Source organism: Bacillus thuringiensis (genome assembly GCF_001455345.1).
Classification (GTDB): Bacteria; Bacillota; Bacilli; order Bacillales; family Bacillaceae_G; genus Bacillus_A; species Bacillus_A thuringiensis_N.
In genome coordinates, this window is the sequence record NZ_CP013274.1 from 3,591,668 (window position 1) to 3,605,615 (window position 13,948).

Sequence of the window (13,948 nt, forward strand, 5' to 3'; positions counted from 1 at the left end):
GTAGTTCCTTCTTAGAAATTAAAAACGGAAGGATGAAAGCATGATTTCTAAATATGTTGTGGAATGTGTCTTTTGTGAAGAAAATCGAAAACCTCGCCAAGCTATCGTCACAGTTCCTGCTACTACTCAGCTACTAGCCATTGAAAAAGTGCGTGCAGAATGTAAACGTCGTTTCGGAAAAGCTTTATTATTACAAACTGAAATTAAAAAAGAGATAGTTTTTGGACAAAAAGAAAGCTGACCATAAATTGGTCAGCTTTCATATCCGATCATATTTTCACATGAAGATTAGGGGCATCCTCTTTGAGGATCGGGATTTTCCCATTATGTACGTTCCATAATGGTCATCGAACAATATATTTCTATACAATTAAATATTGAATAGAATAGGGCAAAACTTGTTCGCATTTTTAGAAAAGGGATAGGGATATAATTCAAGTAGTACTTCGAATACTCGAACTTTACACTCATTATATTAAAGCAAATCCTTTTATATGGGAAATATGAATTACTTACATAATTCATTCGTAAAACATATTAGTTTGCTATATTATTTTCATTCCATCAATAACATGCATCCAGCGAAAACTGGTGTCATAATCATTGAAAACTTCAACAGCATACGTGGTGCATAATTTGTAAACTTCGCCCCGATATACGCTCCTAGCATCGTCCCAATTAATACTTGCAATAATAATATATAATCTAGATACCCTTCTGAACTGTATCCCAGTCCGCCTCCAATCGCAATCGGCAATATAACAAGCATTGTTGTTCCTACAGATTGCTGAATCGTTAATCCTAATAGAACCATTAATCCAAGTTGAATAAATGGTGCAGAACCGATCCCGAATGAACCAGCCATCATTCCAGTGACTAATCCAAGGCATATACATTTCATTATGTTTTCTTTCGAAAAATCTTTAATTTCTGCTAAAAGTAATTCTTCCCTATTTTGAAACTTAATTAATTTAATACACATAAACATCGCAGATAAAAATAACATCCCAGCTGTAAACCAATGAAGAAGATGCGGCGGTATAAGTGAGCCAATTTTTGAACCGATATAAGAACCAAACGCTCCACATCCACCAACAATCCCGCCTATAGTAAGTACTACATTTCCTTCACGATAATGACTTATAACCCCAGATAATGTCGTAAATGCCATAGCAGTTAAAGACGTTGCAAGTGCAACGTGAATAGGAATATGGAATACTAAAGTGAGTATCGCGATAATAAACCCGGCCCCTCCAGCTCCAACAAATCCTAATAAAACTCCCATTATTAACATCGTTATAATAATTGCCACATACTCTCCCTCCAGTAATCCCATTATCCATTATCTTCTTCCTTGCATACAAATAAAAAGCACCCTGGACGGATGCTTTTCGTACTTTTCTAAATTGATACTATGTACTTAATCTTGATTAATCAAAATAACCGCGGGGCCAGCGACTACTACTCCAGCTACTTCGATTTTTTCAAATTCCTTTACTGTAATAGATATAACCCCTTCTCTTTCCATCAATTCTTTACTCAGGACATCAGTCGGTATAGCTTTCACCGTCTTACCTCCTTTTCATTTATACAATAGGATAATGTGAAACTTTAATCAGTAGAGATTTGGTCCATTTCACACTGATTATAATTAGGCTGTTCATTAATACGCGTTAAAAATAACCCAACGCATATATATATATGCATTACCTCTGCTTTCATTCCTTATTCCACTCAATAGCCTTCCCTCCCTTCCGTAACATATTGAAAAATAAAAAAGCACTCGCAAAAGCGAATGCTATTTCATTATTTACTCTCTATTACTTTTAACATTCTATTAATAAATGCTGCCGATTCTCCACGCGTTGCTGAACCTTTTGGCATAAATTCATTATTTTCATTTCCTTTTACAATGCCTAATCCATAAACACGTTGTACAGCTTGTTTATCATATGCTAAATTTTGATCCGAGAATGGTAGCGGAGCTAAGTTACCTTTAATTTTTTTATATTGCAGTGCACGGTCAATCATAATAACAGCTTCATCTCGTTTAATCGTATCATTTGGAGCAAATATACCATTTCCTCTACCACTTATTATTCCGGCACTTGCTGCACGATTAATACCATCTATTAGCGATGGATGTGCTGTATTTAAATCATTAAAATTCGATGTTCCTTCAGGCAACTGCAATGATCTTGAAATGAAGTTCGCAAATTCACCACGTGTTACGAGACGTTCTGGCCAATAAGAACCTTTTCCATCCCCAACCATAATGCCAAGTTTATCTAATTCACGAATGTCTGCTTCGTACCAGCCACCCGTTATATCATCTTTATGGTTCGCATCATAATAAACTTTTGTTCCTTGTAAGAATGGTTCCCACGCATTGTTTTTAATCATAATAGCAGGACAATTTTTACCACTCCAAAATTGATGCTTCTTCACATTTTCTAAAGGGATATTTAATTCCCCCATTAAATAAGCTGCTAGTTTACGAGCATTTTCAACAGCTTTATTATAATCACCATCTTCGTTTACAGCAATTTCAATCGCAATTGATTCTCGATTTCCAGTTCCTTCTGCTCCATCTCCTGCATGCCAAGCATTTTCGTTTAATGGAAGGTGTTGATAAATCTCTTTATCGTCTACCGTAAAATGCCAAGACGCTGAACGATCTTCCGTTCCCGTTGCTTGGTTATATAAATATAGCGCATGGTTTCTAGCATTTGCCCCAACACTGTAATTATCTGTCTCATGAATCGTAATATACTTCGGATTCATCGCATAACCTGGACGAATATTTTCATTTCCTTTCGGTACAATCATTTCTTTTAAAGGTACACCATAAATATCTGTTGTTTTCTCTTCTAATGGTGCAGCATACATAACTGCTGCACGTTTTGTACGTGTTGGTGCTGCGTCTTGAATAAGCGACGCTTTTGTTCCTTCAAATTTTGCTGAAGGTGAATGAATCCATTTTATCTCATTATTTATTTTTACTTGGAACCATTCTCCCGCCTGTCCAATTGCTTGGATAGTTTGTGGCTCCAGTACATTTTCTTCTTTGTATGATGCAAATGGTTCAGAGTATGTAGAGGTTTCTTCATTTATAACTAACTTTTCACTTAATAACGAATGAATTTCTTTAACTTCTACATTCCCCTCACTATTTTGTATCCATCCAGCTCCAGATGAAGTTTGAACATAGTAAGCGTTTCCTTTTCTCTTCTCAGCTTTTACGACTTGATTCGAAATACGAATCCCTGTCTCTTTTTGAAAATTACTAGAATCGTATAAAGGTACTTCTTTAACTATATGTACAAGAAACTCACCTTGCACTTCATTTCTTGCTCCTTGATCTTCTCCTCGCCCATCTTCATCTTTCATATGGTTTTCAATACTTTTTAAAGCTTGTTCCTCAGGAGAAACTGTAACAGTTTTTTCAAGCTCACTAGCATAGGAATAATTGGGAATCGTTACCATACTAAATACAATTGATGCAGCTAAAACATTATAAAATCCTTTTTTCATCATAATACTTAACACGCATATCATTAAATTCGTGTTAAATTTCCCCTCCTCAACCAAAATATAGGTTATCTACTAAACTATTAAGCAACATAACCATTTACAATATAACAGACTCATTCCGATTCGTATAGATAGGAATGACTACTATTTGCCTACATTTACTATATTGGAATATAAAAAAGAAGCTATAATATATAGCTTCTCTCTACGTTTCTTTAGTCTCTTTGCACCTTATATTCTGCAACTTTACCATCTCTATCAAATTGTAAAACAAGCTGTTCACTATCTATCGAAATAAAACCACGTTCATTTCCAAGATAGTACGAAGTGATAACCCCGTCTTCTCCATTTCTTGTTTGAGTAGGCTCTCCTAATAATTTTATAATTTCCTCATTTGATTTCCCTGTTAATTTATATTTTTGTAGTAGATCATCTACCATATGTACCCGTTTTTCTTCAACATTTAACCACCGATCTTGATTAAACTTGGAAGTGTATGTATTCATACTTAATTGTGCAGTACACACTAACAATAGAATGCCACCTACTATCATTACACCTAGCATTTGCTTCTTTTCTGTATTACGATTTACAGAAGTACGTAAGACGAACTTTTGAATCACGACTAATAAAACAAATGGCATGACTACTACAAACATACCTTTTACACTTAATGACATGTGAACCGCATCAATCACAAAAATAAACGCAAAATACATTAGTATATACAAACAAATATAAACATACAAAATACCCCTTAATATTGCACTCAGAATGCCCACCCCTTTTTTAATTCATTCTATAATTCATCCGACTAATGATTTCTCGAAGTTTTTCTAATTCTTGACCTGTATATATTACTTTGCCCGTTAAGATTTCATTTCTGAAAAACGTTACAATTTGCTCTCTATCCTTTAATCTCGGCGTTTTTTCTTCAGAAAGATCTAGCACTTCTTTCCCACTCTCATTAGAAAAATATACAATCGGTTTTACATTTTCCTTTACAATATCAACCTGCATTTCTTTCAAACAATTGTATAGAATATGAGATAGTTTCTTCGCTCTATATACTGGATTCCCTTCATTTTTCACTTGTATCGTTAATGAATCTTCACCTGTAATATATTCAAACGTCTCTTCTTTCTCTATCTCTTGTTGATACTTGCCAATTTCATCAATCATAAATGCATATATACTAGCATTTTCTTTCGTTAAGCCATGAATTAATTTCCCGGTCCATTCTTTCGTCTCAAGTAGATAAATACCCGTTTTACTTAAGACAAGATGCTGAATTCGAAAATCATTTCCTCTATGCTGATTTCTCATAAAAACATTCGGCATAATATGAAATTCATTATCTAGTATTATGCCTTGCTCTACGAAGCCACGCTTCATATAATGTAATGTTTCATGTGTAGTTACCTCAGCTCTATTTTTTGTATACTCTCGCAAATTTGCAATTAAATTTTGAAACATATGTATTTCATTACTATGTTTTTCTTGCATTTCACTACGTTCTTTACTATGCTGCATAGCTAATTGATTTTTCATCATACGCATATTTTCAAGTTCTCGAGCTGCACTTATTTGTAAATCACTGTATTTCTTCTGTTCCATATTTTTCAATGTATTTTGTTGTTCTTTATGCTCTGTAACCGTGGCTGCAATTTCATTTTCATACGTTTCAATTGCTTGTTTCTTTTCAAATTCTACTTGCTGACTCTCTGATTCTAACTGTTTATTTTTATAAAACAGCACGAATACTGCAGCTAATAATAATAAAATCACACCTATTAGCACATAATCCATATTTTTTCTCCTTTATTTCATTTTTAATCATTTTTTATAAATATCCATTATATTATACTATGCTTTCAATATACACTTTGTAAAAATTACATATTTATAATAAAAGGCACCTCAGACGAGATACCTTTTACGCTCATTTTATTGTACACCATACTGAATATAACTTGGATCATAGTATATCCAGCCATTCCCACCTAAACCAAGCCATCCATCTTGCTTACACCATACTCTATAAGCCTCACCGTGATGTAACTGTCTTATAACATTTCCATTTAATGATGGAGCATCCCGCAGATTCACATTATTACCAGTAATAGTCGCCACATAATGTTTATATTGAACGTAACTTGGATCATAGTATATCCATTCGCTTCCACCTAAAGCAAGCCAGCTATTTTGTTCGTCCAAAACTTCATACGATTCTCCTCTATTTAGCTGGCGGATTACACTAGATTGTAAAGTTGGTCCACTCCGTAAATTTACATTATCGCCATTAATTACAGCAACACCATAGACTGCAGTAGCAGTACTAGGTGGGGAAACATTTCCACCACCATTGGTTCCATTTCCTTGTAAAGCTTCTAATGAAACCGCTGCTGATACATCACAATTTCCTACTACACCTGAAATTTGACCAGAATCTGTGTATTGCCACGCTGTCCACTCTGTCCATCCACCAGCATCAGCAGGCGGCGTACTAGAGTATTTAGAAATCCAAAGTGGAAGATCACTTAATCCGTTAATTCCAAACTCATTAATATACCAAACTCCTGTATATAACATGACATCTTTTCCAGTAGCCTGTTTCACATAATTTATGAAACTTCTTGCCCAATTAGATATAGCAGTACCAGTTAAATTACTATTATTCGAATCTGCCGGCGATTCTAAATCTAGTACTGGCATTAAGTCTGTCTGATTGCTTTGTAATATGCTCACAAAATGTTTCGCTTCTGAAATTGCATCATTTAGTTCTGGATGTGCAAAATGGTATGCACCGATTAATACATTCGCATTTCGCGCTGCTTGTACATTTTGAACCAAAGTAGGATCAAGATTATTCACACCTTCTGTCGCTTTTGCATACGCCGCTGAAATACCGGATCCCTTCACTGCATTCCAATCAATATTCCCTTCCCAATGAGACACATCGATAAACGTAATATTTGAACTAGATCTATCTTGCATATAAAAGCCCCTATCAATTTTTTTCATTTCGTATACATACAATATGTACAACTTTCATAAAGGGTCACGACGTTTATACTATAGAAATAAAGAGCAAACATATTTTATAAACAAAGTAAAAAAGCCTTGTAATTACAAGGCCTTTTGTAAACTTCCTTTATTTTGTAGTAAATACATATTATAATACAACCCTTGTTCACTCAGTAATTCTTGGTGTGTTCCTCTTTCTACTACCTCTCCATCATGCATAACGAAAATTTGATCTGCATCTTGAATTGTAGATAATCTGTGCGCAATGGCTATAGTTGTTCTCCCTTTTCGCATTTGCTGTAACGCTATTTGGATCGCGTCTTCAGTTTCTGTATCAATATTAGCTGTTGCTTCATCCAATACTAATATTTTCGGATTCGTTGCTATCGTTCTAGCAAAAGCAATTAATTGTCGTTGACCACTAGAAAATGCTGCTCCTCTTTCTACTACCTCTGTTTCATACTGCTCTGGTAATTTTTCAATAAACGTATTGGCTTGCACAAATTGTGCCGCTTCTTTTACTTCTTCATCTGTAATTTCTTCATTGTACATACGAATATTTTGTTTTACATTTCCCGCAAATAAAAATGCATCTTGCAATACGAGTCCTATTTTCTTTCTAATTTCTTGTTCTTCAAATTTCTCTAAATCTACACCATCTATTACAATATTTCCAGACTTAATATTATAAAATCGCATTAACAAATTCATAATGGTACTTTTTCCGCTACCAGTGTGCCCAACAAAAGCAACCGTTTGCCCTTGTTTCACGTGAAAAGATACATTTTTTAAAACATCACGTTTTCCATCATACGAAAAAGTAACATTTTTAAATTCAATATCTCCATTAACGACTTGAGGATTTCCATCCCCTTTTTGAACTGGCGCTAAATCTTTCTCATCCATTAAATGAAATACACGTGATGATGAAACAAGTGCTTGTTGAAAAAATGACAATTTCATCATCATCTCATTTACCGGCTGGAAGAAACGATGTATATAGTTAACAAACGCATATAAAACGCCTACTTCAACAGGACTTTTCAAAGCATCAATGCCAAATAAACCAAGTACTAACGCAATCGCTACAATATGTACTAAATCCGTAGCTGGACGTAAAAGCAATGCATCTAACTTTAACGTACGTCGCCCTGCACTATAATGTTTATTGTTCACTTCTTCAAACTCTCTTCTCATACGCTTTTCTTGTCTAAACACTTGAACAATATTCATCCCTTGAATGGACTCGTTTAACTTTGCATTTAACACGCTTAATTGATTACGCACTTCTAAATAAAAAGCTGCACTTTTCCGGCGATATAGCACCATAATCGCAAACATTATCGGAATTAGTACGAGAGAAAATAGCGCTAATTTTACATTTAATAAAAACATCGCTACTAAAATACCTACTAAAAACACGATATTTTTAACAAATGTTGATAATACACTAACATAAAAATCTTTAATTGCTTCCGTATCATTCGTTATGCGCGATACGAGCGTACCAATCGGCGTGCGATCAAAGAAACTTAATGACAACTTTTGAACATGATCATATACTTCAACACGCATATCTTGAACAATTTTAAAAGCGATATTTTGAAAATATAATAAGTCTAAATAAGTAAATAATACTTTTAATAAGTGAGCAACAATATACACTACAAATAGAGTAACAAGTGCTGATTGATCAAAGTTACGTGGTACTAAATGTTCATCAAGAAATTGTTTAATTAAAAAAGGACCCATCATTTCAGTTACAGTTGCACCAACTAGAAATAAAAATGCTAAAGATAACAACCCCTTATATGGCCTCATATAAGAAAGCAATCTTCTTAAATCGCTCTGTTTTTTCTCAGCCATCATACGCCTCCTTTCTCGACTAATGCCTCTAACTGCTGGCTCTCATACATTTCTTTATACCAACCATGTTCTTTCATTAATTGCTCATGTGTACCTCGTTGCACAATTCTACCTTCATCCACAACAAGAATGAGATTGGCATGCTGAATTGCACTTAAACGATGAGCAGTAATAATCGTTGTTTTCCCTGCTCTTTCCTTCTTTAAAGCATTTAAAATTGTTTCTTCTGTTTTTGCATCTACTGCTGATAAACAATCATCTAAAATTAAAATTTCAGCATTCGTTAATAAAGCACGTGCAATAGAAATTCTTTGTTTTTGACCTCCAGATAAAGAAACGCCTCTTTCCCCAACTACTGTTTCATACCCTTCTGAAAATTGAAGGATGTCATTGTGAATACAAGCAATCTCTGCAGCACGGGTAATTTCATTATATGTAGCATCCGCCTTTCCAAAGGCAATATTCTCCCCAATACTCGCTGAAAATAAAAAATGGTCTTGCGGCACATATGAAATGGCAGAACGGACACCGTAAAGTGTTACATCTCGAATATCCCGCTCTCCAACTTTTAATTCACCATTAAAATGATCATACTCACGGATTAAACATTTTAATAAAGTTGTTTTCCCTGCACCTGTACGTCCTACAACCCCAAGCGTTTCTCCCTTTTTCAAATCAAAGTGAATATCTGTTAAATGTAACAGTTCATTTTTCTTATACGAAAACGAATCGACCGCAAATGAAACATCACCGCTCGCTATTGTATGCACAGCATTTTCTCTATTTACTACATCTGATTTTTGCGAGAGGATTTTTTCTACACGGTCATACGAAGCACGCCCACGCTCCATAATATTAAACAACCATCCAAACGCTAACATTGGCCAAACGAGAGTACCTAAATACGTCGTAAATGTAACGAGATCACCTACTGTTAATTCACCTCTCACAACTAATACTGACCCATAACATACTGCGATTAAAAATGAAAATCCTACGATAAGAGCGATTGTTGGATCAAATAATGCATCAATACGTGCGACTAACATATTTTTATGTACGACATCTTCTGATTTTTTTCGAAACGCTTGTAAATCTTCTTTCTCCTGTCCAAGCGATCGAATTACCTTCATCCCACTCATACTCTCTTGCACTTTATCATTGATTTCCGAAAACGATTGCTGCGCTTTATGAAACCTTTTATGTAATAAAGTTCCGTAATAATTTGTTGATATTGCTACAATCGGCATCGGAATTAAGCTTAACAATGTTAACTTCCAACTAATTGTAAAACCCATCGCTACGAGTACACATCCCCCAACGGCTAAAGAGTCAACCAGTGTTAAAACGCCTGCTCCAGCAGTTTGCTGAATCGCTTGAATATCATTAGTCGCATGTGCCATTAAATCACCTGTGCGATTTGACTGATAAAACGATGGACTCATCTTTGTAAAATGTTCATACAAATTTTTCCGTAATTGGCGAGCCAACTTTAATGAAGAGCCAAAAATCATAATACGCCATACGTAACGTAATATGTACATCGTAATACCTACAATTACTAAGAGTACAACCCATTTTAGTAAATTATCAGTCGTTAATGTTCCATCATTAATTTCATCTACAACAATCCCAATCACTTTTGGTGCTACAAGTTCTAAAAGTGCAACGCCAAATAATAAAATAATTCCGGTTATGTACGCTCGTTTTTCTTGTTTAAAAAACCACGCTAAATTCATAAACACTTTCATTTTTTTCCTCCTCTCTTAAAATGAGCGATGTTTTCAGTTTATCAAAAATACAGAATTTTTAAAAGTTTTAAACACTGTAACTAACAAAAAGAAAAGACACTCTTAGCGAGTGTCTTTTAGCGCTTATTTCATTTGTTGTTTGTTCATCGCGCTCATCATTTGATTGATTTTCTTTTGGGAAGGTTTTTGTCCCATTTGCATCATCATCATTTTTAACATTTGTTCGTTAATTGGTGGATTTTTTTGTAAGTAATTCATCATGTATTTGCGGGCAATGAAAAATCCTAACGCCACGCCTGCTACTAGTGCTACTACGCCCACTAGAATACCTAACCAAATTGGCATATATTTTCCTCCTTCATGTTGTCTACCTTACAGTGTACTAAAACCTTTTCAATAAGACAAGATAGAATTCGACATTTTTTACACATATGTTCGTACTTGTTTTAAAGGATTCAGCCATCCGTACTTTGTATTTTCATAATCCATAGCTAAAAATGTTAGTTCACACTTTCTTAACACCTCAAAGAAAGTTGTTTCCATAGAGACATTTCCAGAGGTATTCATGCGAATATAGTGTGGTTTCACCATTATTTCGCCATATTCCGCTCCCGTAAAAAGTGTATGTGTATGATGTGTTCTATCATATTTACCAAGAACGCGCAAAGCTTGTTCTAATTTATGATGAATTTTCATTACTTGTAATGGCATTGTTATATACATCATTTGTTTATATAACACTTTTTTCTCCGAAAGGGACCCAGATTCTGAAAATCGAGCAAATAAATCAAAAAACAAATATTCACGACCAAAATAAGCTTTCGCAATATCCTCTTGAATTAAATACAATTCATACGTTTTCATTTTCAGCCTCCCAATCTGGACAACCTTTTCTCTTCATTATATAGAAGAAAATTTGCAATGATTGTCTGACTGCGGAGAGATAAAAAACTTTTTCTGTCGAAAAAACTCATTTACATAGAAAAATCTCCCCATGCCGGAGAGATTTTTCTAAAATCATTAAAGCATTTCTTTTACTTTACGAACAACGTTCTCTACAGTAAATCCATACTCTTCCATAATCTTCTCACCAGGAGCAGAAGCACCGAATGTATCGATACCTAACACATCTCCTTCAAGACCTACGTAACGGTGCCATCCGAATGTAGCACCCATTTCGATCGCGAAACGTTTTGTTACTGCTTTTGGTAATACAGATTCTTTGTACTCAGCAGTTTGAGCTTCAAAGCGATCCATAGATGGCATGCTGACAACAGCTGCGTCAACGCCGTCTACTGCTAGAGCTTTTTGTACTTCAACAGCTAGACTTACTTCAGATCCAGATGCAAGTAAAATTACATCAGCTGTTTCTTTCTTGCTTGCAGAAACTACATATGCACCTTTTGCTACTTTTTCATACGTATCGTCTTTTGCGCCTTCTAATGTTGGAAGGTCTTGACGAGTTAATACTAAAGCAGTTGGTTTGTTTGTAGATTCTAAAGCTAGTCTCCAAGCCGCAACAGATTCGTTACCGTCAGCCGGACGGATAACAGATACATTTGGCATTGCACGAAGCGCTGCTAATTGTTCGATTGGTTCATGTGTTGGACCATCTTCACCAACAGCGATACTGTCGTGTGTGAATACATACGTTACTGGCAATTGCATTAATGCTGCAAGACGAATTGCTGGACGTAAGTAGTCAGAGAATACGAAGAACGTACCACCGTAAGTTTTTAAACCACCATGTAGTGCAATACCGTTCATTGCCGCACCCATTGCGAACTCACGTACACCGTACCAAATGTTTTTACCGCTGTAATCATCTCTTGTAAAGTCTTTTTCGTTATTCATGTATGTTTTGTTAGAACCAGCAAGGTCAGCAGATCCACCGAAGAATGATGGTACAGACTCTGCAATTGCATTAATTACAGCACCTGAAGAATTACGAGTTGCTGCTTTAGATCCTAATTCATATGTTGGTAAGTTTTGCTCCCAACCTTCTGGAAGTTGACCGTTCATTGCTGCTTGCAATTCGTTTGCTAATTCTGGATATGCTTGCGCATATTCGCCTAACATTGTATTCCAAGCTGCTTGCGCAGTTTCACCAACATCTTGTACTGTTTTGCGGAAGTTGTCATATACTTCTTCTGCAACATGGAAGTCTTGCTCAGCAGTCCAAGCATATGCTTCTTTTGTTAATTTTGTTTCGTCTACACCAAGTGGAGAACCATGTGAAGCTGATTTTCCTGATTTGTTTGGAGAACCGAAACCAATTGTCGTTCTTACTTCAATTAGCGTTGGGCGTTTTTCGTCAGCTTTCGCTTCTTCAATTGCTTTCGCGATTGCTTCAATATCATTTCCATCCTCAACACGGATTACTTGCCATCCGTATGCTTTATAACGATCTTCTACACTTTCAGAGAATGAACGATTTAAATCGCCATCTAATGAAATATCGTTTGAATCGTATAACACAACAAGACGACCTAATTGTAAATGAGCAGCTAATGAAGATGCTTCAGCTGAAACGCCTTCCATTAAATCTCCATCACCACAAATAGCGTATGTATGATGATCTACTACATTATACGAATCACGGTTATATTTAGCCGCTAAGTGTCTTTCAGCCATCGCCATACCTACCGCAGTTGCAATACCTTGTCCAAGTGGACCAGTAGTTGCATCTACACCAGCTGTATGACCGTACTCAGGATGTCCTGGAGTTTTGCTTCCCCATTGACGGAAGTTCTTTAAATCATCCATTGTTACATCATAACCAGATAGGTGAAGTAGGCTGTATAATAACATTGAACCATGACCTGCAGATAATACGAAACGATCACGGTTAAACCACGTTGGGTTATTTGGATTGTGTTTCATAAATTGAGTCCATAATGTATAAGCCATTGGTGCTGCACCCATTGGCATTCCTGGGTGACCAGAGTTTGCTTTTTCAATCGCATCGATGGATAATGTGCGAATCGTGTTGATAGAAAGTTGTTCGATTGAATGTGACATGCTATTCTTCCCTTCGCTTATATTAGTAAACGTTTTATACATTTATATGATAGCTTCCCACGCAAGATTATACAACATGTATCGACAAATATGTTGATGTTTTTTTGATTTTTTATAAAAAAATCAATGATTTCGGGAATGTATGGGTATTCAATATGACATACTTTTTCATTATTTTTATTTTAAAAAGAAAGGGAATTATCTGTATATTTATTCATCAACTTCAAATTCCATAATGCAAAATATACCCTTCCCCACTTTTTACTCTACGCAACAAACGAATAAAAGACTTTAAATCTTGGCATAATTTATCTCGATCAAATATACTCCTTTCATATTCTCCATCAGTATTATTGGCGTTTTCTCATTGAAACTGGCCTCTCAGTTCAATTGCTTCTGCCACTAAAGAAAATATGCTAACTAGCTAACTAGCGAACAAAATAACTGTTCTGCTATCACTGCCCCTTGCTGTTCAATTTTTGTAATACCATAATAATGAATTCCAAACCCTTCTGCTCTTTTAGTAGGACAATAAACTGGCATCCAATAGATAAAATCTAATAGCTACACGATTAGCTCATCACTTAATACAACGTACTCATCTACCTTGGCCTCTTCTTTATATAAAATACAATATTCAATCCAATCCACACCTTTAAAATCCAATCTTTTTTCATTTAAAATAAATACGAACTCGTGCCGTAAAGCCAAAATACCACCCCCCTATTTCCCACATTCATTATTCCTAT

General features: G+C 35.4%; 12 protein-coding genes and 1 pseudogene. 1 reads left to right on the forward strand and 12 read right to left on the reverse strand.

All coding sequences use genetic code 11. The features are described from left to right. Positions 1-40: 40 nt before the first annotated feature. Entirely contained in the window at positions 41-241 is a 201-nt protein-coding gene (locus ATN06_RS18620) for a DUF3903 domain-containing protein (RefSeq protein WP_000624207.1), read from the forward strand. Between the two features lie 315 nt (positions 242-556). On the opposite strand, the gene ATN06_RS18625 is transcribed toward ATN06_RS18620, so the two are convergent. The 12 genes and pseudogenes from ATN06_RS18625 to ATN06_RS29720 form a co-directional block, all read right to left on the reverse strand. Further along, complete coding sequence (locus tag ATN06_RS18625) at positions 557-1,312, reverse strand: sulfite exporter TauE/SafE family protein (protein WP_060631873.1); 756 nt, start codon at positions 1,310-1,312, stop codon at positions 557-559. Between the two features lie 108 nt (positions 1,313-1,420). Next, positions 1,421-1,567 (reverse strand): BC1881 family protein, encoded by a 147-nt coding sequence (locus tag ATN06_RS18630; RefSeq protein ID WP_000644411.1) that lies wholly within the window; start codon positions 1,565-1,567, stop codon positions 1,421-1,423. Positions 1,568-1,806: 239 nt separating this feature from the next. Then, positions 1,807-3,534, reverse strand: a complete 1,728-nt coding sequence (locus tag ATN06_RS18635) for an S-layer homology domain-containing protein (RefSeq protein WP_060633172.1) — start codon at positions 3,532-3,534, stop codon at positions 1,807-1,809. A 215-nt stretch (positions 3,535-3,749) separates the two neighbouring features. Beyond that, positions 3,750-4,316 carry a hypothetical protein gene (locus tag ATN06_RS18640; RefSeq protein WP_088116287.1) on the reverse strand — a complete coding sequence of 189 codons (567 nt, stop codon included), beginning with the start codon at positions 4,314-4,316 and terminating at the stop codon, positions 3,750-3,752. A gap of 7 nt (positions 4,317-4,323) precedes the next feature. Then, a complete protein-coding gene (locus ATN06_RS18645; RefSeq protein ID WP_060631874.1) occupies positions 4,324-5,343 on the reverse strand; it encodes a nuclease-related domain-containing protein in 1,020 nt (339 codons plus the stop codon). Positions 5,344-5,481: 138 nt separating this feature from the next. After that, positions 5,482-6,531: a GH25 family lysozyme gene (locus ATN06_RS18650; protein ID WP_060631875.1), complete on the reverse strand. Its 1,050-nt coding sequence runs from the start codon at positions 6,529-6,531 to the stop codon at positions 5,482-5,484. 132 nt (positions 6,532-6,663) lie between these two features. Next, positions 6,664-8,427, reverse strand: coding sequence for an ABC transporter ATP-binding protein (locus ATN06_RS18655; RefSeq protein WP_060631876.1), 1,764 nt, complete (start codon positions 8,425-8,427; stop codon positions 6,664-6,666). Continuing rightward, complete coding sequence (locus ATN06_RS18660) at positions 8,427-10,178, reverse strand: ABC transporter ATP-binding protein (protein ID WP_060631877.1); 1,752 nt, start codon at positions 10,176-10,178, stop codon at positions 8,427-8,429. The genes ATN06_RS18655 and ATN06_RS18660 overlap by 1 nt, the downstream gene beginning before the upstream one ends. Positions 10,179-10,301: 123 nt before the next feature. Further along, positions 10,302-10,523 (reverse strand): YneF family protein, encoded by a 222-nt coding sequence (locus ATN06_RS18665; protein WP_001123317.1) that lies wholly within the window; start codon positions 10,521-10,523, stop codon positions 10,302-10,304. Positions 10,524-10,601: 78 nt separating this feature from the next. After that, positions 10,602-11,042 (reverse strand): sporulation inhibitor of replication protein SirA, encoded by a 441-nt coding sequence (gene sirA / locus ATN06_RS18670; protein ID WP_000860639.1) that lies wholly within the window; start codon positions 11,040-11,042, stop codon positions 10,602-10,604. Positions 11,043-11,198: 156 nt separating this feature from the next. Further along, positions 11,199-13,199: a transketolase gene (tkt, locus tag ATN06_RS18675; RefSeq protein WP_060631878.1), complete on the reverse strand. Its 2,001-nt coding sequence runs from the start codon at positions 13,197-13,199 to the stop codon at positions 11,199-11,201. Between the two features lie 223 nt (positions 13,200-13,422). Further along, a pseudogene (locus ATN06_RS29720) lies at positions 13,423-13,910 on the reverse strand (coproporphyrinogen III oxidase). Positions 13,911-13,948 lie beyond the last annotated feature (38 nt).

What these genes read in the sequence shown, in the direction of transcription:
- ATN06_RS18620 (WP_000624207.1), top strand. Translation starts at nt 41, where the DNA reads ATGATTTCTAAATATGTTGTGGAATGTGTCTTTTGTGAAGAAAATCGA.
- ATN06_RS18635 (WP_060633172.1), bottom strand. Translation starts at nt 3,534, where the DNA reads ATGAAAAAAGGATTTTATAATGTTTTAGCTGCATCAATTGTATTTAGT.
- ATN06_RS18645 (WP_060631874.1), bottom strand. Translation starts at nt 5,343, where the DNA reads ATGGATTATGTGCTAATAGGTGTGATTTTATTATTATTAGCTGCAGTA.
- ATN06_RS18650 (WP_060631875.1), bottom strand. Translation starts at nt 6,531, where the DNA reads ATGCAAGATAGATCTAGTTCAAATATTACGTTTATCGATGTGTCTCAT.
- ATN06_RS18655 (WP_060631876.1), bottom strand. Translation starts at nt 8,427, where the DNA reads ATGGCTGAGAAAAAACAGAGCGATTTAAGAAGATTGCTTTCTTATATG.
- ATN06_RS18660 (WP_060631877.1), bottom strand. Translation starts at nt 10,178, where the DNA reads ATGAAAGTGTTTATGAATTTAGCGTGGTTTTTTAAACAAGAAAAACGA.
- ATN06_RS18665 (WP_001123317.1), bottom strand. Translation starts at nt 10,523, where the DNA reads ATGCCAATTTGGTTAGGTATTCTAGTGGGCGTAGTAGCACTAGTAGCA.
- sirA (WP_000860639.1), bottom strand. Translation starts at nt 11,042, where the DNA reads ATGAAAACGTATGAATTGTATTTAATTCAAGAGGATATTGCGAAAGCT.
- tkt (WP_060631878.1), bottom strand. Translation starts at nt 13,199, where the DNA reads ATGTCACATTCAATCGAACAACTTTCTATCAACACGATTCGCACATTA.